Annotated in this window: 21 protein-coding genes and 1 pseudogene; 7 read left to right on the top strand and 15 right to left on the bottom strand. The window is 43.3% G+C overall.

The genetic code is table 11. The features are described from left to right. Positions 1 to 50 precede the first annotated feature (50 nt). The gene (ilvD, locus tag GRQ40_RS10735) at positions 51 to 1727 is read right to left on the bottom strand and encodes a dihydroxy-acid dehydratase (RefSeq protein WP_159719958.1); all 1677 of its coding nucleotides are present in this window, start codon (positions 1725 to 1727) and stop codon (positions 51 to 53) included. 332 nt (positions 1728 to 2059) lie between these two features. Here ilvD and GRQ40_RS10740 point away from each other — a divergent pair, with 332 nt between their 5' ends. Both GRQ40_RS10740 and GRQ40_RS10745 read left to right on the top strand, forming a co-directional pair. Then, positions 2060 to 2737 carry a DUF421 domain-containing protein gene (locus tag GRQ40_RS10740; RefSeq protein ID WP_080862543.1) on the top strand — a complete coding sequence of 226 codons (678 nt, stop codon included), beginning with the start codon at positions 2060 to 2062 and terminating at the stop codon, positions 2735 to 2737. A 184-nt stretch (positions 2738 to 2921) separates the two neighbouring features. Then, positions 2922 to 3674 (top strand): annotated as a pseudogene (locus GRQ40_RS10745) (TatD family hydrolase). A 236-nt stretch (positions 3675 to 3910) separates the two neighbouring features. On the opposite strand, the gene GRQ40_RS10750 reads toward GRQ40_RS10745, so the two are convergent. The 7 genes from GRQ40_RS10750 to shc form a co-directional block, all read right to left on the bottom strand. Beyond that, on the bottom strand, positions 3911 to 5065 hold the full coding sequence (locus GRQ40_RS10750; RefSeq protein ID WP_159719959.1) for a mannitol-1-phosphate 5-dehydrogenase: 1155 nt from the start codon (positions 5063 to 5065) through the stop codon (positions 3911 to 3913). A 1-nt stretch (position 5066) separates the two neighbouring features. Further along, positions 5067 to 5504: a PTS mannitol transporter subunit IIA gene (locus GRQ40_RS10755; protein WP_080862546.1), complete on the bottom strand. Its 438-nt coding sequence runs from the start codon at positions 5502 to 5504 to the stop codon at positions 5067 to 5069. Then, complete coding sequence (locus GRQ40_RS10760) at positions 5505 to 7583, bottom strand: BglG family transcription antiterminator (protein WP_159719960.1); 2079 nt, start codon at positions 7581 to 7583, stop codon at positions 5505 to 5507. A gap of 176 nt (positions 7584 to 7759) precedes the next feature. Beyond that, positions 7760 to 9172: a PTS mannitol transporter subunit IIBC gene (locus tag GRQ40_RS10765; protein WP_066148534.1), complete on the bottom strand. Its 1413-nt coding sequence runs from the start codon at positions 9170 to 9172 to the stop codon at positions 7760 to 7762. Positions 9173 to 9574: 402 nt separating this feature from the next. Then, positions 9575 to 9862, bottom strand: coding sequence for a hypothetical protein (locus GRQ40_RS10770; protein WP_159719961.1), 288 nt, complete (start codon positions 9860 to 9862; stop codon positions 9575 to 9577). 350 nt (positions 9863 to 10212) lie between these two features. After that, positions 10213 to 11187: an aldo/keto reductase gene (locus tag GRQ40_RS10775; RefSeq protein WP_159719962.1), complete on the bottom strand. Its 975-nt coding sequence runs from the start codon at positions 11185 to 11187 to the stop codon at positions 10213 to 10215. A gap of 678 nt (positions 11188 to 11865) precedes the next feature. Further along, positions 11866 to 13740: a squalene--hopene cyclase gene (gene shc / locus GRQ40_RS10780; RefSeq protein ID WP_159719963.1), complete on the bottom strand. Its 1875-nt coding sequence runs from the start codon at positions 13738 to 13740 to the stop codon at positions 11866 to 11868. 93 nt (positions 13741 to 13833) lie between these two features. Here shc and GRQ40_RS10785 point away from each other — a divergent pair, with 93 nt between their 5' ends. Both GRQ40_RS10785 and GRQ40_RS10790 read left to right on the top strand, forming a co-directional pair. After that, a complete protein-coding gene (locus GRQ40_RS10785; protein WP_044746387.1) occupies positions 13834 to 14973 on the top strand; it encodes a DUF2515 domain-containing protein in 1140 nt (379 codons plus the stop codon). Beyond that, positions 14909 to 15367, top strand: a complete 459-nt coding sequence (locus GRQ40_RS10790) for a CBO0543 family protein (protein ID WP_172798629.1) — start codon at positions 14909 to 14911, stop codon at positions 15365 to 15367. The genes GRQ40_RS10785 and GRQ40_RS10790 overlap by 65 nt, the downstream gene beginning before the upstream one ends. A gap of 123 nt (positions 15368 to 15490) precedes the next feature. Here the strand turns inward: GRQ40_RS10790 and GRQ40_RS10795 are convergent, their stop codons facing one another. Next, on the bottom strand, positions 15491 to 15691 hold the full coding sequence (locus GRQ40_RS10795; protein ID WP_044746386.1) for a hypothetical protein: 201 nt from the start codon (positions 15689 to 15691) through the stop codon (positions 15491 to 15493). A gap of 26 nt (positions 15692 to 15717) precedes the next feature. After that, positions 15718 to 15849: a hypothetical protein gene (locus GRQ40_RS18775; RefSeq protein ID WP_255458134.1), complete on the bottom strand. Its 132-nt coding sequence runs from the start codon at positions 15847 to 15849 to the stop codon at positions 15718 to 15720. A gap of 773 nt (positions 15850 to 16622) precedes the next feature. On the opposite strand from GRQ40_RS18775, the gene GRQ40_RS10800 reads away from it, so the two are divergent. Further along, the gene (locus GRQ40_RS10800) at positions 16623 to 17135 is read left to right on the top strand and encodes a DoxX family protein (RefSeq protein WP_159719964.1); all 513 of its coding nucleotides are present in this window, start codon (positions 16623 to 16625) and stop codon (positions 17133 to 17135) included. Positions 17136 to 17410: 275 nt separating this feature from the next. On the opposite strand, the gene GRQ40_RS10805 is transcribed toward GRQ40_RS10800, so the two are convergent. From GRQ40_RS10805 to GRQ40_RS10820, 4 genes are all read right to left on the bottom strand, one after another. After that, positions 17411 to 18325: a pseudouridine-5'-phosphate glycosidase gene (locus GRQ40_RS10805; RefSeq protein WP_044746384.1), complete on the bottom strand. Its 915-nt coding sequence runs from the start codon at positions 18323 to 18325 to the stop codon at positions 17411 to 17413. Between the two features lie 12 nt (positions 18326 to 18337). Then, positions 18338 to 19426 carry a carbohydrate kinase gene (locus tag GRQ40_RS10810; RefSeq protein WP_159719965.1) on the bottom strand — a complete coding sequence of 363 codons (1089 nt, stop codon included), beginning with the start codon at positions 19424 to 19426 and terminating at the stop codon, positions 18338 to 18340. A 343-nt stretch (positions 19427 to 19769) separates the two neighbouring features. Then, positions 19770 to 20303, bottom strand: coding sequence for a PilZ domain-containing protein (locus GRQ40_RS10815; RefSeq protein ID WP_236546264.1), 534 nt, complete (start codon positions 20301 to 20303; stop codon positions 19770 to 19772). 21 nt (positions 20304 to 20324) lie between these two features. Then, the gene (locus tag GRQ40_RS10820; protein ID WP_066148520.1) at positions 20325 to 21041 is read right to left on the bottom strand and encodes an EAL domain-containing protein; all 717 of its coding nucleotides are present in this window, start codon (positions 21039 to 21041) and stop codon (positions 20325 to 20327) included. 222 nt (positions 21042 to 21263) lie between these two features. Here GRQ40_RS10820 and GRQ40_RS10825 point away from each other — a divergent pair, with 222 nt between their 5' ends. Together GRQ40_RS10825 and GRQ40_RS10830 are read left to right on the top strand one after the other, a co-directional pair. Next, positions 21264 to 21602: a helix-turn-helix domain-containing protein gene (locus GRQ40_RS10825; RefSeq protein WP_044746378.1), complete on the top strand. Its 339-nt coding sequence runs from the start codon at positions 21264 to 21266 to the stop codon at positions 21600 to 21602. Between the two features lie 354 nt (positions 21603 to 21956). Further along, positions 21957 to 22715, top strand: a complete 759-nt coding sequence (locus GRQ40_RS10830; RefSeq protein ID WP_159719966.1) for an SDR family oxidoreductase — start codon at positions 21957 to 21959, stop codon at positions 22713 to 22715. Positions 22716 to 22883: 168 nt separating this feature from the next. Here the strand turns inward: GRQ40_RS10830 and GRQ40_RS10835 are convergent, their stop codons facing one another. Then, positions 22884 to 24089: a trans-sulfuration enzyme family protein gene (locus tag GRQ40_RS10835; RefSeq protein ID WP_159719967.1), complete on the bottom strand. Its 1206-nt coding sequence runs from the start codon at positions 24087 to 24089 to the stop codon at positions 22884 to 22886. Between the last annotated feature and the right edge of the window lie 225 nt (positions 24090 to 24314).

Consider the following 24314-nt stretch of genomic DNA (forward strand, 5'->3'; position numbering starts at 1 on the left):
CCTCTGCTGAGAATTCCCACCTTTGCTTTAGTGATCTATTATTCCGTTTGTTAGATTTTCATAATTCCACCTGTGCTTGCTGAGGTGACAAGCTTTGAATAGCGGGCAAGGTATCCCGTTTTCACCTTTGGCTCAAATCCTTTCCAGTTCGCTTTTCGCTTCTCCCATTCTTCTTCAGAAAGCTGAACATCAATCGTTCGCGCAACAATGTCGATCACAATATAATCACCATCTTCTACAAAAGCAAGCGGTCCCCCTTCTGCTGCTTCCGGCGATACGTGTCCAATGGATAACCCGCGAGAAGCTCCGGAAAAACGCCCGTCCGTCACAAGCGCCACTTTCGGTCCAAGCCCCATCCCAACAATTTGTGATGTTGGCGCAAGCATTTCCGGCATTCCAGGACCTCCCTTCGGTCCTTCATAGCGAATAATGACAACATGGCCTGGCTTCACTCGTCCTCCCGCAATCCCTTCAAGTGCTTCCTCTTGGGAGTTAAAAACGATGGCCGGGCCTTCATGACGCGTGATTCCTCCCTGAATGCCCCCTGTTTTGATAATCGCGCCATCTGGAGCAAGATTGCCAAATAAAACAGCCAGTCCACCCGTTTCTGAATGCGGCTGATGAATCGGGCGAATGACCTCATGGTTTGTTACTTCACAACCGGAAATATTTTCTCCTAATGTTCTTCCCGATACGGTCAGCGCATCAAGATGAAGCGTTCCTTCTTTTTTCGCTAGCTCGTGAAGCACTGCTGACACTCCGCCTGCTTCATGCAAATCCTCGATATGTATATCAGATGCTGGCGCTAATTTCGCTAAATGCGGCACACGAGCAGCCACTTCGTTGATGCGCTCCAACGGATAATCGATCCCTGCCTCGTTCGCAATCGCGAGTGTGTGTAATACGGTGTTGGTCGAACCGCCAAGCGCCATATCGAGCGCAAATGCATTGTCAATCGCTTTTTCTGTCACAATATCGCGCGGCTTAATGTCATGCTCAATTAAATACATAAGTTGTTGAGCCGAGCGTTTTACGAACTCTTTGCGAGCCGGGTCAACAGCTAGAATCGTTCCGTTTCCTGGAAGCGCCAAACCGAGCGCTTCAGCCAAACAATTCATGGAATTGGCTGTAAACATTCCTGAGCATGATCCACAGGTCGGACAGCCATACTGCTCTAGCTCTTGCAAGCCTTTTTCATCTATTTTTCCTGCTTGATACGCTCCGACCCCTTCAAATACTGAAGAAAGCGAAATTTTCCGGCCGTCGCTCGTCACCCCCGCCTTCATTGGTCCACCGCTCACAAAGATGGTCGGAATATTTAAGCGCATTGCTGCCATCATCATTCCAGGAGTAATTTTGTCGCAGTTCGGAATGCACACCATGCCGTCAAACCAATGCGCCGATACAACTGTTTCAACGGAATCAGCAATGATTTCACGGCTTGGCAGTGAGTAACGCATGCCGATATGTCCCATTGCAATACCGTCATCAACACCGATCGTATTCATTTCAAACGGCACTCCGCCTGCTTCACGAATCGCTTCTTTTACAATTTTCCCAAACTCCTGTAAATGAACATGTCCTGGAATAATATCAATATAGGAGTTCACGACAGCAATAAATGGTTTGTCAAAATCCTCTTCTTTTACTCCGGCTGCTCTTAACAAACTTCGATGTGGGGCACGGTCAAATCCCTTTTTAATCATATTGCTTCTCAATTGCTTCAACTTCAATCCCTCCATATACACCCTTTATATTTTAAGTATTGTATCACTTTTTAGAATAGATTGACAATTATTTGTTTCTCTCATTCAACAACATCATGCTACTGTGAGGCGTTTGGATGATCCAGTAACTAGATTTCCTCGCTTTTCTGCCGGAGTTTAGCCATGCCATTCTATTTTTAAGTAAAACAGTGCGCTACGATATAGAAATCAGAGTCTGTAAAAAATAAAGCGGCTTCTTTTCCATTGAGTAATAAGATAAGCAACATAATTTGCACTCACCTCGCCCATAATGAAAATAGCAAGAATGGACAAGGCGAGGAGGCGCGAACATCATGAAGATTACAGAATTGACATTGGAATTGATCGTCGGATTTATCTTGTTATTTCTTGTCGTAAAAGTGGCTGGAAAAAAGCTGATTCATCAAATTACACCGTTTACCTTTATTTCCGTCATTGTATTAGGAGAATTGCTTGGAAATGCGCTCTATGCTGACCATGTGCATATTTGGTACATTATTTATTCAATCACCTTATGGGGAGCCCTCCTTCTGTTCGTAGAATATATCAACCAAAAATGGCTGGCGTTTCGCCTCATCGCTGAGGGAAAGCCAACGGCATTAATTCGCAATGGAATCATCGACTATGAGGCATTGAAAAAAGCGCGCTTGACCCTTAATCAATTACAAAGCCTGCTGCGTCAAAATGAAACATTTTCGATCAGGGAAGTTGCTTTTTGTTACTTAGAAGCTGATGGATCGCTCAGTATATTAAAAAAATCGTCTTACCAAAAGCCGAAAAAAGAGGATTTTCACTTCCCGCCACAGCCTGTCCACATTCCAACTACAATTATCCGAGACGGACAGCTATTAATGGACGAGCTACGCGAACTAGAAAAAAGCGAAGAATGGCTATTAGAGGAGCTTCGTTCCCGGGAAATAACAGATTACAAACATGTACTGATCGCTGAGTGGCTAGAAGGAGACGGATTATTTGTGCAGACATACCAATGATGCAGCATTGCTTGATCTGTTCATAAACGAACCCCTGATTTTTCTCGCAAAGAGCTAATATCGTTGCCACATATAGTGAACCAGCTGCTCGGCGACCCTTTCTGATGCTTGGTACAATAAATACGTGACGGGTGGAATAGAAACATCTCCTTCGCCAAACTTTTACAGAGGAGTAAGTGTCCCTATGATTGATGCCCATATCCATCTTGATCAATACGATCAAATTGACGAGCGAATAAAAACATGGCAAGAAGCTGGCATCTCAGGAGTTGTTGCAGTCTCGACAGATTTGCCGTCGAGCTACCGGACATTGGAGCTGAAGCAGCGATTTCCAGCGTTCGTATACGCCGCGATTGGCTTTCATCCAGAACAGCCACTTCCTCATCCACAGGACTGGGAAGAATGGGTTCATCTAGTACAAAAAGAACGCCCACAGCTGGGAGCGATCGGGGAAGTCGGGCTCCCTCATTACTCGGCAGACGCGACCACACGTTATCAAAACCATTGCGAGCGTTTCGAGCAAATCGTGCAAATCGCTTCCTCCCTTTCTTTGCCATTGGCTCTTCATGCGGTATATGAAGGCGCCCAAACCGCTCTTTCTATTTTGCAAAAATATGCCGTAAAATACGCTCATTTTCATTGGCTAAAAGCAGAAGTTTCTATTATCAAGCAAATCGTCCGATGCGGCTACTATATTTCCGTCACTCCAGAAGTTTGCTATCGTGAACGCGACTGAAAACTGTTATCCTTTGTACCGATCGAACAGCTGCTTTTAGAAACGGATGGACCTTGGCCATTTGTCGGCCCGTTCAGCGGTATGGAAACATCTCCTTTATTGTTAAAGCATTCGCTGCAAACAGTAGCCGAGTTATACAAGCAAGATGTCGAGACTGTAAAAACCACAATCGTTTCCAACACCAAACGCATTTACCGTTAAATTTCACCGCACAGACCAAGCGGGGTGCTCCCTGCTTATAACGACTCCAGCCATTTATTTGCGGTATACAAAATACAAACGAAAAATAGACCATTCCGCAACATGCGAAATGGTCCGCGATTTTATGATGATAGTTTCCTTTTTTCTCCATCAAGAGAACTCTTTGTTATATTTTCACGCTTTTCAATAGAACTGATGAAACAACGGTCTCATCGCTGATCGTGGAATGTGTCCATTTATTGCTTCGCTAACATAGCCACTTCTGTCTTAACAGCCGCTATCAACGGATGCCCAAGCTCTAATCCTGCGTAGCGGGACAACGCCCCTTCGATGCCCATTTGTCGAATCGTCTCTTGCAACTCCATCGCTTCGGTATCTTCTTGATAATCAAATTGCAAGAGAGCGGCGATTCCTTTGACGAGCCCTGATGGGATCTCATGAAACAAGTCATAATATTGTTTGGCAGGGCTGATGAGACGATCGTTCGGACCAAGCTTGCGAATCGGCGAGCGCCCTACTCTCGTCACCTCATCCGTAATCGCAGAGTTTGTGAATCTTTGAACAATTTTTTTGATATATATTTGATGTTCATCAGCATTCCATCCATACTTTTGAATGAGTACTCGTCCAGATTCATTGAGCGCCTTCACCACGTCAGCATAAATCTCTTCGTCCTTCATTGCCTCATGAATCGTGAAAAACTTTTTGTAATAGCCTAAATAAGCGACAAGGGCATGCCCTGTATTCACGGTAAACAATTTTCTTTCAATATAAGGAGGCAATTCATCGACGATGCGTACTCCTTCAATTGGCGGAATGGTTCCGATCATTTGCTTCGTTTCAATGACCCACTCAAAAAATGGCTCCACCTTAACAGAAAGCAAGTCCTCATTTTTTTGATTTGGAACGATGCGGTCAACGGCACAGTTCGGGAAACTGCAATATTGGCTGGCCATTGTTTGCTCTTCTTCGGATAATTTTTTCCATACATGCTCTTTTAAAAAGCTGCTGCCACCAATCATATTTTCACAAGCAATGATATGAACAGGAGTTCGATTCACCTCTAAGCGCTTGCGAATCCCTTCAGCGATCACAGGAGCAATCAGCGGCAATACATTCGGCCCGACAGCTGTCGTAACGAAATCTGCTCTGGCGATGTGCTGAAGCACAGCTTCGTGATCCTTCACACTGTGCAGTGCTGTCACATGGTAAACGTGTTGCTCTTCAATTTGTTCGCCGGCAATAATGACCCGATAGTGCCGCTTTTCTTGCAGCTTTTGAACAATTTCCTCGTTAACATCCACAAATACGACTTCATAGCCCGATTGCGAAAGTAGTTGGCCAATAAAACCTCTGCCGATATTTCCAGCACCAAAATGAACGGCTAACACGTTAATTCACCCCGTTTAAAAGCTGAAGAATCTCTTCCTTCTCTGTCGCATGAATCATCTTTTCCACATTTTCTTCCTCTGAGCAAACAATGGCGATTTTCGATAAAATCTCTAAATGCTCATTTTCTTTGCCGGCAATGCCAATTAATAGCTTGACAATGTTTCCTTCTCCAAAATCAACACCATTTGGAACTTGAACAATCGAAAGACCAGGTTGCTTCACTAATTGCTTCGCTTCTTCTGTTCCGTGCGGAATCGCCACAAAATTCCCCATATATGTCGATGTCAGCGCTTCTCTTTCAAACATTTTCTCAATATATACCTCGTCCACATAGCCTTGCTCTACTAAAATCGTTCCGGCTAAACGGATCGCTTCTGTTTTATTTGCTACTTCTGCATTAAGAACAATGTTTTCTTTTTTTAAAATAGTCAATGTCATTCACTCCTTGCGATTTTGAAGATGCTGATAAAAAAAGATTTCTAAATGCTTTCCTAAAAAAGAATGAAGCTGCTCGGCCGTTCCTTTTGAAAACAAACGCACACTTTCTTCATCTTTAATAATGAGAGAGCTGATTTGACTCAATACCGATAATGCTTCTTCTGGAGCATCGCTCGGCGCTAAAAGCAGCAAAAGCCGCTCTACATCCATTGGTTGATGATGCATTCCCATCACGGTTTGTGGATGGGCAAGCTCATACATTGTAAACGAAGGGACAGAGATAGCCAGACTGCGTGTGTGATAAAGCGCTAACGGCGTCCCAGGAATGCCTAATCCGCCAATTTGCTCTCTGCGCATTAATTCTGTTAGGACTTGCTCCGCCTCTTGAATGATTCCTTTCTCTTGCAGGCGGCCACACGCTCTCTCTAACACTTCGTGAACCGAGCGCGCTTGTACAAGCTGTAACGTAAATCCATGAAGAAGCTGGACAATCGTTTCGCTCATCGTTTGAATGGCGTTCATTTTTTGAATCGTGTTTTTGGAAACGTTCACCTGTTCTTGGCGGCTGACCGCTTTCTTGTTTTTTAAAAATTGCCGAATGGCAACAGCTTCTTCCTCCTGAAGCATAGGACTGACAAGAAAATACGGTTCACTCAATCCCGAAATCGGAATGGTCGACACAATCAAATCGTATTTGCTCATATCAATACGATTTAGCTCAAAAAATGATCGTTGTTCAATCGCTGAAATATCGGGTATTTCTTTTTTCAGGCGCGTCGCTAGTATTTTCGCGGTTCCTAACCCGCTTGAGCAAACGACTAAAGCATTCAGACCTTTCTTTTCCCTGAGCAGCGCAGACGCAAAATGAAGAACCACATAACCAATTTCCTCTTCAGGAATGTCCATGTCGAGAAAAATGACATGCATTCCTTTTTTAACAATTTCAAAAAGCTCGAAATAATCTTGACGAATTCTCTCAAGCAATGGGTTCGTAATTCCCATATTATGCTGGATGCGGTATAAAGCCGGTTTTAAATGAATGATCAAATCCTCATATAAAGGATAATCGCCCGTCAAATCGACACCGATCTCTCGGCCGACAAAACGAATAAGCTCTTGCACTTTTCTGCCGATTTCTAAGCTTCCTTCTTCCAGCATATATCCACGGCGATCGCGAAATTTCGCACCCATTAAATGCATCGTAATATAGCCAATTTCCTGTTCAGGAATCACAAGCTGAAAGGCCGATTCTAAAGATTTGGCAATTTTTTCTGCCATTTCATATTCTTTTGTTGTCCGGATCGTTTCTAGATACTGTGCTTCAAAATTGATTTCTTCTCCTTGCATGATCCGTTCAATCGCTAGTGCAAGATGGATCACTAACGCTACATAGGAACTATCCGCAATCGTAAAGGGGAGAGCGTCCTTCATCATTTCAATTTGCTTTTCAATAGTAAACAGCTTTTTCTTATCAACAAGACCAAGCAGCTTTTCCGTAATGGCGCTTAATGTATCATTTGCTGCGTCTGCCATGGATTCCTTCATAATTGTCAAAAATTCGGATTCATCCAAATGATGCAGCAATAATTGGCTGATCATTTTTCGTTTCGCTGATTCCGATCCGACGATTTCCACGCCATATCCTCGTTTACGGATGAGCGAAAGGCCATCTTTTTCAAGCATTCCTTCGATTTTATCCAAATCATTGCTGATCGTGGCAACGGTGACATTTAAATCATGTGCAAGAGATAAAAGTTTGACAGGTTCAGCATTTTCTAATAAGGCAATTAAAATCATCGTTTGCCGCTCTTCCGGTGTGTATTCAGCATGCGATAAACCAAAAAGGTGTGCCTGCAGTTCTTTTTTGACATGCTCTTCCCCTATAATTTGGATGCCTACTCCCGCCTTTTTCACCAAGCGCAGCCCGCTTTCAGTTAAAATTTGTTCAACCCCCTTTAAATCTCGATGAATGGTACGGTTGCTGACATCCAACTGTTCCGCAAGCTCGCCTACTGTGATTCCCTTGTCATTAGATAATAAAATATCCAATATTTTTCTTTCTCTTGCTGATATATACACGATAGCCACCTCCCATCTTCAGCAACTATTGGAGTATAGAACGCACCAAAAAAATTGTAGACCTTGTTTAAAGAAGCAACAACAAATTGAAAAACTATTTTCGTCCTTGCACTTGTTGCCATTTTTAAAAAACGTGGCAAAAAGATAAGCCTTCCGCTTATCTTTTTGCCCAGTCACTATTTACTTTCTTTTAACATTTGAACAAGCTCATCATATTTCGGGCTGCCAAGGAAATTATCAACAGAAACATGATAGGCATTCGGCAATTTTTCTTTTGCGCGGCTCGTTAAGTTTTGATGTGTAATCACAACATCCGCATCTGATGGAAGCTGGTTGATCGATGTATTCGTCACTTCAATATCGAGTCCCGCTTTTTGCACTTTATTTTTCATAATGGAAGCTCCCATGGCGCTTGAGCCCATTCCTGCGTCGCAAGCAAATACAATTTTTTTCACGTCGCCTAAAGTGGCCGGTTTCGGCTGTGTTTGCAATGCAGCCGCCACTTCACTTTTCTTTCCTTTTAATTGTTGCATTTTTTCAGTCGCTTCATGCAAATCTTCCTGTTCTGCTTTCGCAGACTTTAAGAAAAAGGATGCGACGATGAATGAAACCGCTGTAGCCACTAATACACCAGCTAACACACCGAAATAATTTCCGCGCGGCGTCATGGCAAGTAAGGCAACAATACTACCTGGTGAAGGAACCGCGATCAAGCCCGCATGGAAGATCGTGAAGGTGAGCACCCCGCTCACTCCACCGGCAATGGCTGCTAAAATCAACACCGGACGCATTAAAATATATGGGAAGTAAATTTCATGAATTCCGCCAAGAAAATGGATAATAGCGGCACCAGGCGCTGATTGTTTCGCTGTCCCTTTTCCGAATAACCAGTACGCTAACAAAATGCCAAACCCTGGGCCCGGATTCGTTTCAAGCAAGAATAAAATCGACTTTCCATCCTTTGCTGCTTGTTCGATACCAAGCGGACTTAAAATTCCGTGATTGATAGCATTGTTTAAAAATAGTACCTTCGCAGGCTCAATAAAGATATTAGCAAGCGGCAACAGCTTCATATTAATAATAACTTCTACTCCAGCCGCTAATGTTTTATTTAGTCCTAAAACAACAGGTCCTACTCCTTTAAATGCTAGTAGCGTTAAAGCGCCGCCGATAATCCCGGCTGAAAAGTTGTTGACCAGCATTTCAAAGCCTTGCTTGACTTTTCCTTGAACAAGACCGTCAAATTTCTTAATTAAATAGCCGCCAAGCGGTCCCATAATCATCGCGCCAAGAAACATTGGGATATCCGCTCCGACGATAACCCCCATGGTCGCTGTCGCACCCACTACTCCGCCGCGAACATCATAAACCATTTTTCCGCCTGTATAACCGATTAATAATGGCAGTAAATACGTAATCATTGGACTTACGAGTTTCGCTAATGATTCATTTGGAAGCCATCCTGACGGAATAAATAAAGCGGTAATAATTCCCCATGCGATAAATGCGCCGATATTCGGCATAATCATTCCGCTTAAATAGCTACCGAACCGCTGTATTTTGACGCGGAAATTCGCTTGCTGTTCCATACGTTTTTCCTCCTTACTTAAGTTGTATGACTATAGCTCTATGTTAAAGCGCTTACACCTCATATTCAATGTAAAGTAAATATCATTTTGTCTGACACATTCTTGTCAATATTTAAAAACCGCATCCTTCATGGCGTTTGTCCCGCTTTCATATGTTCCAACTACATCTATCGAACCTTCCTCCCGCTTTTCATTTTATTTTCGCCATTCCCCTTTATATCATTAGGCAATAAACGAAAAAGACAAGCCTAAAAGCAGCTAAGGGAGAAATCTGGCGCTGTTCATTGGTTTTTATTAGATAACCAACACGCCTGCTCTATCTTTTTAAATGAAATAACGACGAGACCCGTGTTAGTACGTATAAGTAAAATGCGGGGAGCGATGTTTTACACAAACACGGCGCTAGCAAAACTTCGCGATAAAAGTACACCAATCATCAATAAAACTTGGGGCAAGGCCATAGGGAGAAGAAAAAAAGGGAGCGAAGTCGCCACCTCGATCTCCAATTACAAAGAGGGGCATCATTCTTTTTGGTCCTTCCGCTTCGTCAAACAGGAAAAACAGCTTATGTGTTTCACTATGAAAAGGCATATCAAAAATAGGTTTGTCTTCCACCCATGGTCTATTGCTAGATGTAGCTAAACATGAACAAAGAATACCAAAAGGTTCTATGTCTTTCGTCGCTGTCACAAGGGATTCGCTCTTTCCAAAACAAAAGCGATGACAAACGCATACACTATTCTGGTTATAGTCTAAAGGTGCATGTTTGAAGAATCAGAAACCAGTCACTTGCTTTTTTCACGCGAGCGCATAAAAAAACCGAACAACGACGCTTTCAGACTCCTTCCTATGAAGCGGTTCGTTGTTCGGACACCGATCGTTAAAGATCCACCTAATGAACCTCCCGTCTCCACTCCGTTTAGAGGGGGAGATTTCTCGGTAAATGTGTTAAATTACAGCCCACGAACAAAGAGCTTACATAGCACAAAGTGATCTCCTGCCCGTTGTTCGCTTCACTGCTTCATTGATACTCCCCTAAATTAAGGAAGCTCGCGGCCCCTTGAGCTGACATAGAGAGCATACCATTCCTCTCTTGTCAATGTCGTATTGAGGGCCTCCGCGCATGCCCGAATACGGACTGGATTTGCCGTACCAATCACAGGCTGGATTCCTGCCGGATGAGCCATCAGCCATGCTAGCACGATCGCTTCCGGTGTTGTTTGTTTCTGCTTTGCCATTTCTTGAACGAGTTCTGCCGTTTGTTTCATCGACTGAGGTTGTCCTTCTAATGATCGTCCCGAAAATACACCTTGTGCAAGTGATCCCCATGCTTGAATCTGAATATTTTCCAATCGGCAGTATTCAAGGGTGCCTTCAGGAAATACACTTTCTTTCGCAGCTTCTTGATTAACATGAACACCTGTTTCCAGCCAGCCGATTTTCGCTAAACTCATTTCCAGCTGGTTAATGATCAACGGCATATCACAATACGATTGCAGCAAGCGGATCTGTCCAGCGCTCATGTTCGATACGCCAAACCAATGGACTTTTCCAGACGCTTTTAATTCCGTAAACACTTGGGCTACCTCTTCCGGATCCATAAGCGGATCAGGGCGGTGAAGCAGAAGAATGTCGAGATACTCCACTCCAAGCCTTGTTAAAATGCCGTCCACACTACGGCGAATATGTTCCTCTGAGAAATCATACCGTTTCGGAGCACTTGGACTTTCTTTAAAACGAATTCCACATTTGGATTGAATGAATATTTTTTCTCTTAGCTCGGGCTGCTCTTTGAGTACTTCACCAAATACTCTTTCAGCTTTACCTAAGGCATAAATATCAGCGTGATCGAACATGTTGATGCCTACCGAAAGGGCCGATTCGATCGCTTCGTGCGCTTGCTTCACATCCTCTTTTGTAATCGGGTGCTCATTCCATCCACCGCCAAGCCCCATGCAGCCTAATACAAGCCGGCTAGCGGAAAGACCATACTGATGCAACGGCAATGGTTTCATTTTTGTTCCCCCCATCTTCACCATCCATTCCATTTCATACGTCGCCGAATCCGTTCTTCATAGACAGGCGAGCATCCTAATATATAAATGTAGAGTCCAAATGATATATGTAAATAACATTCTCAGCCTACTTATTCTCGCTTTTTTCTGCTGCTATCAACAAAACAAGATACCCCCTATGTTCCTTTACTCTGTATGTCAAAAAGCAGAGAACATTGATAACAGCGGCTGTCATCAATCAATCACTTCATGGGAAGTCAAGTATCTTCTGCATGCGAAAAGGGTCCCGTGCTAAGAATTATCACATATCAGACATCACAACGCAAAGATGTTCCAGCGGAAAGCCCCATCAACAAAGTGACAAATAGAGCCGACCAGACCATGAAACGCCATTGCGATTTTAGATATGTTGAATCGCAGCCAATCGAACGAGTTTGTTTTGGGACGTATGAAATCGATTTCAGTTATGCTAGCTTATATCATAGCGGAAAATCCATATTTTTTCTATGTAAAAAGAGCAAAACAGCCGGAAAAAGATCCGTTTTTCTTTCTAATCGTTCAGAGAGCGTATACATGTCCACAGACTCGCCTCCGGCCGTTAGGAGAATCTGTATCTCTCTTTTTATTGCCTGATTTCATTCGCCGCTCGCCTTTCTAGGAATCGAGCACTCTATAATGTTAAGACTTTTGCGAAGTAAACGATCCGTATTTATTCTCGTAATGGCTCAACGCCAAAAGCGGAAAAACGTAACGATAACTGTGATAATGAATATAAAATCCCCCTGCCATCCCTTGACCGGTCGGATAAGAGACCGTCCAATCTTTGCTATTGAGCGATTGTTGCAAAAAACGAAGCGCCGCTTCCATTTCAGGAATAGGCTGATCGAATACGGCAACCAACGCATCAAGAGCCCATGCTGTATGAACCGCCGTGCTAGTCCTTAGCGGTATATACGCTTTAGCGCTGTCACTTTTACAAGATTCTCCCCAACCGCCATCACTGTTCTGAATACTTAACAGCCACTTAATCGCTTTTTGCATCGACGAGTGCGTGGAAGGAACCCCGACAGCAGCCATTCCTGTTATCGCCGCCCATGTGCCGTACAAATAACAAATTCCCCATCTCCCATACCAAGAACCATTTTTTTCTTGATGATCCATTAACCATTCTACCGCATAAGCAACAGTTGGATGATCTTTTGTTAAACGTGCAAATGTACCAAGAAACTCCAAAGTTCTTCCCGTTAAATCGGCCGTTGATGGATCTGACAGCAAAAACTCCGCCCCATCGATTGGCAAATAACGCCATAGTCGACGATCTACATTTTTTTCAAAAGCAGCAAAACCGCCATCATCATTTTGCATAGAGAACAACCAACTGATCCCTCTGTCCCACGCTTGACGAAACGCTCCTTCTTCTGATGCCATTCGGTAAATCGCTCGTAAAGAAGCGGTCGTATCATCAAGATCTGGATTGATCGTATTGATATCAGAAAATCCCCATCCTCCCGGTGGACTGTATGGGTTATGTATCGCCCAATCGCCATATCGATAGTGCTGACGAGAAAGCAGATAGTGATTCGCTTTTTGAATGGCATCATCTGTCGGCGGCACTCCTGCTTCCTGCAATGCATAGCTGGCTAATGCTGTATTCCATACATGTGCCGTCGTATATTGTATGTGCGTCTGTCCATCAATGGTGCAGCGAAAATTTTTTAATCCCTCAATGGCTTGAGCAATCACAGGATGGTCTTTGGAATATCCTTCTGAAAGAAGCGCAAAAATCATTAAAAAAGTGGCGCTGAAATAACTATAAAAAGTTCCATCTGTCTCTAAATGTTTCAACATATACTGAATCGCGCGCTGCTTCGCTGCCGCGCGAATATGCGCAGGCCATCCAAGAATCGATTGTTTCACATAGGAAAGAAACCCGCGGTCTGTACGCATCTCTCGCCAGTCCTCTCCCTCCCCGCGCATTCCCAATAACTCCGAAAGATTGAGGCTTTTGCTCGTTTTCCGGCTGTATTTGTTATCCAACAAAACTAAGAGTGGCGTGAGATTAGCACGCCCGTATACCGAAATATCAAAAAAGTGCAGCGGAAATGAAGGTGGTAAAAGCAAAAATTCTAATGGAAGCGGAAAAAACGGTGGCCAGCGATACTGTCCCGTCAAAGCTAGCATAAATTTCGTAAACATATGAGCATTTTCGATCCCCCCCATTTCTAAAATCCGTCTTCTCGCTGCTCGCAAACGAGGATCGCTTTTTCGCCGGTAACCAGAATAAAGTAACGCATAATAAGCCTCGACTGTTGCGCTTACATTTCCGTCTCCCTCATCATAAAATAGCTTCCACGCCCCATTATTTTCCTGCCTGCTTTCAATTCGTTCCACCAGCGATTGGATAAGTTGTTCATCATTTATTTCTAAAGAACGTAATAAGATGATCATATAAGCATCTGTCGAAATACCTGTTTCAAACGGATGGCGCCATGATCCGTCAGAAGCTTGCGCCCGTTTTAACAAAGCGACCAATCGGTTCCGTTCATCCGGCATTGCCTATCTCCATCCTTTTCCTGTAATCTCACCGCTTTCTCTTTCATACTTATTCGTATAGAAGCCAAATGATTCACAGAAGGAGTGATTCGCATGTGCTGGTTCAAGAAGAAAGCTCCTTCCCTTTCTCCCTTTCTCGCCGCTATTCAAATGGAGTTGAAAAAGAAAAAACGAAGAGGCAATCGCATAACCGAACAAGATTTATCCGCGGAAGAAAGGAGTTTACTACGACAAATTCGCGTCCGCACACAAATAAGCAATGTGAACAATATTACAAGAACCGCTGCCTATCTTGATTTTTATCAGAGGCATCGCGAAATTCATTGGGCATTTTTAGGACATATGGTTTCGCGAAACGGTGGCTGGAATATGACTGACTTAAAAGGAGAATGGCTGCTTGCTTTGTTGACAGAAGAGGAGCAGCAAGCTTTTTTTTCTTTTTTAGAAAGAGGCAACTGGTTGATTTTTCAAGATATTTATCCGCAATTTTTGCTGTATGAAGAAAGTAAAAAACGAGGAATCCCTTTATTTTATCTTTTACCATGTTTTCATGTGTCATTATTTATGGAAACGATTTGGAATCATTTTTGGCGCTACAACGATCCATATATCCTTGCCATCGCCCTCGTCATTAATGAGCAAAACTATTTAGAAAAACGGGTCATTCAGCATCCTGTCTTTCAAAAAAAAGTCTTTGAAGCACTTGAATTTAAAATCCAGGACTTTTTCAGCCTGAATCACATTTTATTTCCGTATGAGGATGAACAAGGTCAGACGGTGCTAATGGGTGAAACGATTCATCACTTTCAGTCGCTACATGAGCGAATCATGCTCGGCAAACGGCTATATGCTCTATTATTCCAAGACAACGATACATTGGAGAGAGCCGTGCGTTGGGCATCGCGCCACCCACACACAGGAACGAGAAAAGACTACTGGCCACATCTCTTTAATGATGTCCGTGAATCGCTGCCTGGCCAGCCATACCGCCGCAGAATAAAAGATTGCCAGATTTCAGAAGGAGAGCCGCGCATTTATAGCCCGCCGCTTTTGTATGTTTGGAAAAATGTCGAGCATCAAGAAGCGGAACAAGGAGATTGGTTCACAGACCCAAGCGTTGTCCATTATTTAGCGAAAAACAGTGAATGGTTGAATGGAGAGATCTCAAATGCCTATTGTAAAACGCTCGAAAAATTGGAGCTGGCAGCAACCGCCAAAAGCCACTTATTCTAGTTTTTTTAGAACCGAAACGAAGCGGGCCTATATCGCTTCTGCCCTTCTTTCATCTTGGCTTGGAACATATTTGGATTTATACTTCACAGGAAAAGGCTGGTATACTTTCCCTCAACGTCCGCTGGCTGCGATTTTTCCTATTCATATTCTCTTTACAACACTAGGACTTTCCGCCTTTTCCCTGCTTTTTCTTTTCATTATGACCAAGCTACAGCCTTGGCAACGAAGTTTATTTGCGGTCGCTCTAAGCTTTTGGATGGCTCTTTTGGAGGCAGGGGCAGAGGCTGCAGGCTGGTTGATTCATACCTCTCAATGGAGCCACACCTATTCTTTTATAGGATATTGGCTATTTATCAACATCGTTTGGCGTTTTTTCCGCTGGATGTGTTTTTAGCGATAGGAAATAACTGGGATTCATGATGTATTCTAACCAACACGAAAAACAGCAGTTTTAAAATTGAAGGAATTTTACGAACGTTGCTTTTTTATGCTCGAACCATGGACAGACAACACCGGCTTAGCGCTTCCTGCGAATAACATGGAGGAGGTAAAACATCTGAGCAATGATAAAGGAAAGCAAAAGCACGATGATCGTCCCAAAAATATAAACAGCCCCTTCTGCCGGGTCTCCTCCATTATCCAACAAACTCCCAAACAACATAAACAAAATGAAGCTCGCACCTACAACAAGAAAAAAAATGCTAATATATTTTGCCATCATTCTCCCCCATATTGTTTATTTTTTCAAACTAAAAAGGGTGCTGATCGGTTTGAAGAGAGATACAACAAAGTATTTTCACCCTCATAACGCTCAAGAAACGGCTCCACATCTTGCTTCAATGCCGCTAAATCTTGATGCTTGCGCCATTCGCTCATCTCTTCCACCTCCACTTTGTGATGAGACAGGAAACTTCTCGATCAATATGTTAAAAAACGAATCAAGAGGGCTCCATTGATGATGTTTACCAAACAGTGAGACTTATTTACAACTTAACTTGAAGATTGAAAAACTCCGCATCTATGCAAATGTTCATACGATACGTTACATCTATTATATATAATTCGGATGAAACAAACGACCGATTGATGGCTGAAAAGAGAAAGCGCTGGCCTCTGCTTTCCAATGACCACGAAAGGCAAGCAAAGGATAGAAACGATGATTCTTCTTTTTTTGGTTCGTTTTCAACCGGCAGCTTTCATTCCTTCAACGAAATAAACGCATCCATAAATGTTCATCCTTTTATCTGTAAAAGCTCTTGACTATGCCAACTATTCCCACTTATGATAAAGCTATTAAGCTATCACAGCTAGAATAACCGATCCTTCATGACGATAAACAACTATCTTTTTATCATAAATGGCATCTGAAGATAGCATAAAGAATTTGTGGAGAACGGACGGCTGAATCAACTCGGCCAACGTGCCATCCTTGCGCATATGGGTGACAAAGACTGAAAAACGGGCCTAAACTTCATATCAATACAAAATCAAAATGTTAAGCTGTATCTGTAATAGTCAAGATAGACCGAACAAAATGATATAAAGGCAGATTGAGCGACTGACCGTCAGCCATCGAATGAAGGTTGGACAAACAATCTGCATTTATATAAATAAAGAAATATAAAAACTTATAGAGGGGGACTATGGGGATGTTTATAAACTGGTTAAGACAGCAGGCCAGCGCAGCCTTCATTCTACTGTTAATACGGCTCTATCTTGGCTATACTTGGCTGACAGCAGGATGGGAAAAGCAAACCGGCGAGTTTGATGCAACCGGCTTTTTAAAAGGAGCGATCGCTAACTCCTCAGGTGAGCATCCAGCCGTCCAAGGATGGTGGGCAGCGTTTTTAAAGCATGTCGCTTTGCCAAATGTCGAATTTTTTAATGTGCTAGTAGTATGGGGAGAAATTCTGGTTGGTGCCGCATTGATCCTTGGCATATTTACAACTTTCTCAGCGCTTATGGGAGCCGTGATGAACTTTGCCTTTATGTTTTCCGGCACAACCAGCACCAATCCGCAGATGGTACTGCTTACCTTCTTTTTGCTCGTTGCCGGCTTTAATGCAGGAAAATGGGGGGTGGATTATTGGGTAATTCCCTATCTTCGTCAGCGTTTCCGCCGCAACCCTTCATACCCAAATCAAACCACGAGACATCTATAGCTCTTTCAAGCGAGCAGCCACAATCGTTTAACAGGCTGTTTTGATGGCCGGACGCCCAAACACCGTTGTTGATCGTCCATTCATCGATCTATCAAGCGGTCGGTCGTTCGGTTTTTTATGTTTTATCGTACAAAGACGCTGCAAACTTTTCTGATCGTTGAGACACTCGCTTTTTGATACTGTTCACTCCTCTTGCGGAAGCTATAAAAAGCGCCCACTGCTATTAAGCAGCAAGCGCTTTTTATATTTGCCGTTATGAATTTCTACCTCATGCTTTATAAGCACAAATGAGCCGCAATTTTCGCCGCCAGTACGGCATTGTTTTTCACTAAGGCGATGTTCGCTTCCAAACTTTTTCCTCCGGTTAATGCTTTAACTTTGTCAAGCAAGAAAGGCGTGGCGGCTTTTCCTGTAATTTGTTTTTCTTCCGCTTCCCTCAATGCGGCGGCAATCATTGAATTAATATATGCTTCTTCCAATTCCGCTTCTTTTGGAATCGGGTTCGCAATCACAAGTCCGCCATTTAAACCAAGTTCCCATTTTGTCTGAATAAACGCAGCGATTTCCTCTGGAGCATCAAGGCGATAATCGACCTTGAACGGACTTGTCCGCGAGTAGAAAGCTGGCAACGTTTCCGTGCCATAACCGATGACCGGTACACCATGCGTTTCTAAATATTCCAGCGTCAATCCCAAATCTAAAATCGATTTCGCTCCAGCGCACACAACCGCTACATTCGTTTGCGCCAATTCCTGCAAATCGGCGGAAATATCCATCGTTTGCTCAGCGCCGCGATGGACGCCGCCAATGCCGCCTGTCGCAAACACTTGAATTCCCGCCATATGCGCGCAAATCATAGTCGCTGCTACTGTCGTCGCTCCGTGCTTTTTCATCGCAATGACGTATGGCAAATCGCGGCGGCTTACTTTTTCAATTTCTTTGCTTGTTCCCAAAAACTCCAATTCTTCATCATTCAAGCCAATTTTAATTTTTCCGTCCAAGATAGCGATCGTTGCTGGCACAGCACCATTTTCCCGAATGAGCTGTTCCACTTCCTTCGCTGTCTGGACATTTTGCGGATATGGCATTCCATGGGAGATAATGGTCGACTCTAAAGCGACAATCGGTCGCTTTTCTTCTATTGCTTTTGCTACTTCTTTTGATAGTACAAGTACATCTTTTCCATTCATTTGTTTGGCCTCCTATGAAAAATAGTGTTGGCATGTTTGGTTCAATACATGTTCATTCAGTCTCGAACAAACCGTTTCCTTCGTCTGCAACGCAATGATGGAGCTGCTCATGCCAAGCCGGCACGCATCAGCAAACGATTTTCCTTGATTCATTCCGTATAAAAATCCGGAAACGAACGCATCGCCCGCTCCTGTTACATCGACAACGTCGATCGACGGCGCAGCGATCGTCCCGCTCTCTCCGCGCTGTGTTTTGTACGTAATCCCTTTGGCGCCGCAAGTGATAACGACATGCTCGACGCCAAGAGAAAGAATGTAATCATCTGCCGCTTCTGTTCTTTCTCCTTCCATTCCTGCGAGGGTGAGCGCTTCATCTCGGTTAGCAATCAACCATGTCACACCGCGGAGGTCGCTAGGCAGCTTTTTCATCTTGGGAGCCGACACAGGCGCGACACACAACGGAATCCCTTCCTCGCGACAGCGCTCAATCACAAATGTTAACACCTCGCTCGGAAAATTCGTATCCAATAGCACAATAGAAGCAGAAGAAATATACGGCCATCTTTTTTGAATAAAATCAGTGGTAATCGTGTCATAAATCGCCATATCAGCTAGTGCAATGACCATTTCTCCTTTTTCATCTAAAACAGCCGTGTAGGTGCCAGTATGAGCATTGGTTTGCTTTGCAATCTGGCTCATATCGACATAGGCACCTGTCGTCGCCAGCAGCCACTCTCCTTCCTGATCATCGCCAACAACGGTTAAAAGAGAAACCGATTCGCCCAGCCTTCCTAAATTTTCAGCAATATTTCGCGCGACTCCGCCGCAGCTTTGCGTAACAGTGACTGGATTGGAGGTACCAAACCGAACGGTTGAGAGCGACTGCGCTTTGCGATCGACATTCGCCCCCCCAATGCATACAATCCGCGATGGTTCTGGAAGCACATAGGCCCTGCCAACGATTTTCCCTTGCTTGGTTAACGAAGAGATGTAGCCTGCCACAGCCGAGCGCGAAAGCTTAAGCTGTTCAGCTAATTCTTGTTGTGTAATAAATGGATTTTTGCGAATGAGTGTTAAAATTCGTTGCTCTTTTTCATTCATCTGAATGCACCTCAGCATTCTCAAACATTTGTTTAAATTATAAACAAATGTTTATCGTCTTGTCAATCAATCACAAACATCTCATTCACACTCGTAAATTAGGAAATCTTTTCTGTACATCTGCACTTCGGATCATGGCTGCAGCCTTTGAACATGCCCTCATTTTCTTTTTCAAAAACAAGCAGTATGCCTAATCATGCTGTTTCAAAAAAAAGAAGCGTAAATTCGCTTCATCCGTCATTAAATGGTTTTGTTGAAACAGCTTTCACATTCCCAACTTAATAAACTGTATATCAAAATGTTTTTTCGCATGACTTGAAGAAAAACGAATCATAAAGCCCGGTCATTCTGCATTTTTTCTCCTTTCAATTTCTAACCTTTGGATCAATCGATGCAGTTTCTGCTGATCTCTTTGATGCAGATCAACAAATTCTATTCCATAGATTACATGGTTTATCAGCTCTTCCTTCCGCACAATCCTCCCTTTCAGAGAGAAAGGCTCACCATCAATAACAAAATAAATCTGTAAAAAAATTTGTTTTCGGACAGGCAAATCCAACGTACAACTTATTTGTAAACCCGTACGGCTTATATCATTAATTTGTCCTGTTCCCTTTTTATTTTTAAGGTTTCCTAATGGCTGATTGCCAGATTCAAGCAATTCAAAATGACATTCCTGCTCAAACAATTTCACACGAAAGGCTTTTCTTTTCTCCTTATCTTTTAGCTTGATCTGCAAATCGGTTACCGATTCCTTCAACGTATGAATTTGCTCTTCCTTTTTTCTTAATTGTTGCTTATAAAAGGCATGAAAAAGGATAAGAGAGAAGATAAGTAAAAATAGGCACACGAAAATTGCGCTTATCATTATTTCCATATCAATAAACCCTCCCCTCTTTTAGTTCACCCCGCGAACTGGCGATGGCTTCCCTAATAAATATCCTTGTCCTAAATGAATTCCTAATGCTTTGGCCATCGCTAGATCCTTTGGCTCTTCGATTCCCTCCAAAACAACATATATATTTCTTGGCTGGCAAAACTCCAAAAGCAGTTGGATTTCGTTTTGCTTTTCCTTTGAAACAGATAAATCGACAGCATAGAAACGATCCAGCTTGACGAAATCCGGCTCCAACTCCATGACGGTTCGCATAGACGTCTCCCCTTTGCCGAAATCATCAAGAGCAATGGCATACTTCTTACTCTTTAAAAAACGGATTTTTTCTTTGAGCAAGCCTACATCTGACACCTTTTGCGCCTCATTAATTTCCAATACAATATTGCGATTAGAAAACGAGCAGTTTCTGATTTTTTCAAGAAAATCTGGAAATGAAGGATGAGTGATTGTAGAAGGATACGCATTCACAAACAATTGGGTATGTTCCACATAAAACGATGTCAAAGCACGATCAATGGAACAAATATCCAAATCATACAATTTATCTTCTGCCATGGCCCATTGAAAAAGACATTCTGGATTTTGAAAAAACTCGCAGCGCAGCAAGGCCTCATATCCGAATATTTGCCAATTTTCTAATACATAGAGCGGTTGAAAAACATGACGAAACCTTCTCTCGCGAATAATGTCTTCTAGTATAGCTCCGTTTGTGTTCAACATAGCATATAACCCCCTAATGACTATGCCTTCTGTTTCCCTGTTCCGCCTTTTATAAATGCCCGCTGAACAGGCATTTGCATAGATTAACCAAGCGATCCATTTTTTTCGACATTTTTTGTAAAGCAATAATATCTATAGTATATCACTAATATGATTTTAATATCTATTGTCTCTGGGTAAAATTTAAAGATTAGGGCTACTGTTACCTAGAGAGGTGGTAAAATGAGTGACTTACCGAAGATCATTGGAGAACGTATTCGAAAATTTCGTAAAGAAAAGGGGCTAAGCCAAGAGGAGTTAGCTCATATGGCTAACCTCCACACTACTTATATTGGACAGTTGGAACGCGGAGAAAAGAATGCTACTTTAGGGAGTATAGAAAAGGTGGCTAATGCCCTAGACATTTCGCTGGAAGAACTTTTTCGATCCATTCATTCTCATTCAGATTCTCAAGTGTATACCCTGTCTCAAATCATTACCCACTTGCAAGCAATGAGCGTTAAGGATCAAAAAACCATTCTTAAATTGCTAGAGATATTACTGGAATGGAAAGAGCAGTAAAAGCAGTCGTTTCACAAATAGGTTTAAAATTGAGGCGGAATTTCTATACTCCTCCGCCCCTTTCAACTTCATTGCTCCATATGGATGCATGCTGCTGTCGATTGCAGCCCTCATACGTTCGTCCAAACTCAACATCACATGTGATATGGACAACCATTGAATCCCTCCTGTATTTTTGCATGATAAAAGCAGCCAGCCCACAAACTTTCTCCTTTTAAAAGCGATCATAGAAAAAGCATCCTTCATAGCGAAGAATCATTTACAAAATATTCACAATTATTTCATAACTCATACTTCAAAAATGATACAATACTATTATGGACGTTCTTATTTTTATAGTGGGGGGGGATTATAGTGAAGCTACAAAATAAAGTTTCTATTGTTACTGGAGCTGCATCAGGCATGGGGAAAGCGATCGCCGTTTTATTTGCCAAGGAAGGAGCCAAGGTCGTTGTTTCTGATATGAATGAGAAAGGCGCCTATGAAACGGCGGAGGAAATTCGCGCAAACGGCGGAGAAGCAACCGCTGTTACAGTAAATGTTGCCAAGGAAGAAGATGTTCAGCAATTAATTGACACAGCTGTTCAAACATATGGAACGTTAGACATTCTTGTCAATAATGCGGGAATTATGGATAATTTCGTACCAATTGCAGACCTAACAGACGAGCTGTGGGAAAAAGTTTTGGCAGTCAATACGACTGGACCGATGCGAACCATGAGAAGAGCGATGCCGATCTTTTTGAACAAAGGACATGGTGTGATTATTAACATTGCCTCCATCGGAGGGCTATACGGCTCAAGAGCTGGAGCTGCCTATACCGCTTCCAAGCATGCCGTGATTGGCTTAACCAAAAACGTGGGATTTCAATATGCCAATATGGGCATCCGTTGCAACGCAATTGCCCCTGGGGGCGTCAATACGAACATTGACACAACAATCAATCATCCTAATCCGTTCGGGATGGAACGGGCAACCGCTGGAATGAACGCCAATCCGAGGAGCGGCGAGCCAGAGGAAATTGCCAAAGTCGCTCTATTTCTTGCTTCTGATGATTCAAGCTTCGTCAATGGCACCGTGATTACAGCTGATTCTGGTTGGACCGCTTATTAAATCGTTTCGCTTTAACAGCGTTCCGAAAGAAGTCTCCCATCCTCAAGGAACGGAGCGACAGCCCAGTGAGTAGGTGGGAGACTTCTTTCGGAAATTACGTAAAAATAAAGAATACACCTCCCCTACCTACACTCCTTTACAAAGTTGGAGGCTTCTCGGCCGATCATGTTAAATCGCCTGTAATGCCTTCCATATATCGCTTTTCAAATCATCAATATGCTCAATTCCTACCGAAAACCTTACGAAATTAGCAGGAATTCCGGCTACCTTCATCTGCTCCTCCGACATAACGCCGCTCCACATGGCTGCTGTATGAACCACAAGAGAATCAACTCCTCCTAAGCTTACGGCGTTAAATGGCAATTGCAAAGCAGATACAAAACGTTCCGTTTCTTCATATCCGCCTTTAACAGCGAAAGCAATAACAGCCCCAAATCCACGCATTTGCGATTTAGCTAATTCATGCTGCGGATGGCTTGGGAGGCCAGGATAATACACACGCTCAATCTGCGGTTGCTGCTCTAAAAATGTGGCTAACGCCAATGCATTGGCGTTAATGCGCTCCATTCGCAGCGGGAGCGTACGCAAGCCGCGCAGAAGCAGCCAGCCATCCATCGGCGACAGCACAGAACCAATCGAAATATGGGTATGCCAAATTCGTTCAGCCAAGTCGTGGCTTGTACAAATGACACCAGCTGTTAGATCATGATGCCCTCCTAAATATTTCGTCGCACTATGAACAACCATATCGATGCCCCAATCATGCGGACGCTGATTGATTGGTGAGGCAAACGTATTATCAGCGATCGTAAGAATGCCGTGCGAACGTGCTAATTTCGCTACCGCTGCTAAATCTGTCAGCACCAGCGTCGGATTGGCCGGCGTCTCCACCATAATCAGCTTTGTATTAGGGCGGATCGCCTGCTCGAAAGCATGGATATCCGCTTGCTCGACCAACGTCACTTGGACGCCAAACCGCGGCAGCAATTCATCCATAATCTTCGCCGTGCTCATATAGTGACGTGTCTGAGCAATTACATGATCCCCTGCGCCCACTAAAGATAATACAGCTGTCGCAATCGCCCCCATTCCAGATCCCGTAACAAGCGCCGTTTCGGTTCCTTCAAGCTCCGCCATAATTTTCTCCACGCGCTGATGACCCGGATTTCCGTAACGAGTATAATACTGAGGATGTCTAGGCGTTCCTGCCATTTCGGCAAACTCATCAGAATCCTGAGCACGAAACGTTGCTGTATAATAAATGGGCGGCGCAACGGTATAATCATTCGTTCGATCGTCATCACCGTGAATCACCAGCGTCTCCGTTCTCATTGCCTCTACATTCCCATTCTCGCGATCATGATCTTTCCCCATACTATCTACTCTCCTTTTAAACTGAAATCCTTACATAAGAATGTTAGCCTGCTGCTGTTCCTATTGTGCACTCTAGCGTTGAAAGATATAGACATGAAACAAAAACGCCATGTTTCCACTAACCAATAGAGCTACGAGTCGATTTTTGACCCTACTTAACCATCAAGTGTTACCTTGCTCTATCGCCTAACAAAACAAAATAAAATTTCTATTTTTCTATCAATT

It is taken from the genome of Anoxybacillus sp. PDR2, from assembly GCF_009834045.1.
In the GTDB taxonomy this organism is placed as follows: Bacteria; Bacillota; Bacilli; order Bacillales; family Anoxybacillaceae; genus Anoxybacteroides; species Anoxybacteroides rupiense.

Coding starts and splice junctions, on each gene's coding strand:
- GRQ40_RS10740 (WP_080862543.1), top strand. CDS start 2,060: ATGAAGATTACAGAATTGACATTGGAATTGATCGTCGGATTTATCTTG.
- GRQ40_RS10755 (WP_080862546.1), bottom strand. CDS start 5,504: ATGACATTGACTATTTTAAAAAAAGAAAACATTGTTCTTAATGCAGAA.
- GRQ40_RS10765 (WP_066148534.1), bottom strand. CDS start 9,172: ATGGAACAGCAAGCGAATTTCCGCGTCAAAATACAGCGGTTCGGTAGC.
- GRQ40_RS10775 (WP_159719962.1), bottom strand. CDS start 11,187: ATGAAACCATTGCCGTTGCATCAGTATGGTCTTTCCGCTAGCCGGCTT.
- shc (WP_159719963.1), bottom strand. CDS start 13,740: ATGCCGGATGAACGGAACCGATTGGTCGCTTTGTTAAAACGGGCGCAA.
- GRQ40_RS10785 (WP_044746387.1), top strand. CDS start 13,834: ATGTGCTGGTTCAAGAAGAAAGCTCCTTCCCTTTCTCCCTTTCTCGCC.
- GRQ40_RS10790 (WP_172798629.1), top strand. CDS start 14,909: ATGCCTATTGTAAAACGCTCGAAAAATTGGAGCTGGCAGCAACCGCCA.
- GRQ40_RS10795 (WP_044746386.1), bottom strand. CDS start 15,691: ATGGCAAAATATATTAGCATTTTTTTTCTTGTTGTAGGTGCGAGCTTC.
- GRQ40_RS18775 (WP_255458134.1), bottom strand. CDS start 15,849: ATGAGCGAATGGCGCAAGCATCAAGATTTAGCGGCATTGAAGCAAGAT.
- GRQ40_RS10800 (WP_159719964.1), top strand. CDS start 16,623: ATGTTTATAAACTGGTTAAGACAGCAGGCCAGCGCAGCCTTCATTCTA.
- GRQ40_RS10805 (WP_044746384.1), bottom strand. CDS start 18,325: ATGAATGGAAAAGATGTACTTGTACTATCAAAAGAAGTAGCAAAAGCA.
- GRQ40_RS10810 (WP_159719965.1), bottom strand. CDS start 19,426: ATGAATGAAAAAGAGCAACGAATTTTAACACTCATTCGCAAAAATCCA.
- GRQ40_RS10815 (WP_236546264.1), bottom strand. CDS start 20,303: ATGGAAATAATGATAAGCGCAATTTTCGTGTGCCTATTTTTACTTATC.
- GRQ40_RS10820 (WP_066148520.1), bottom strand. CDS start 21,041: ATGTTGAACACAAACGGAGCTATACTAGAAGACATTATTCGCGAGAGA.
- GRQ40_RS10825 (WP_044746378.1), top strand. CDS start 21,264: ATGAGTGACTTACCGAAGATCATTGGAGAACGTATTCGAAAATTTCGT.
- GRQ40_RS10835 (WP_159719967.1), bottom strand. CDS start 24,089: ATGGGGAAAGATCATGATCGCGAGAATGGGAATGTAGAGGCAATGAGA.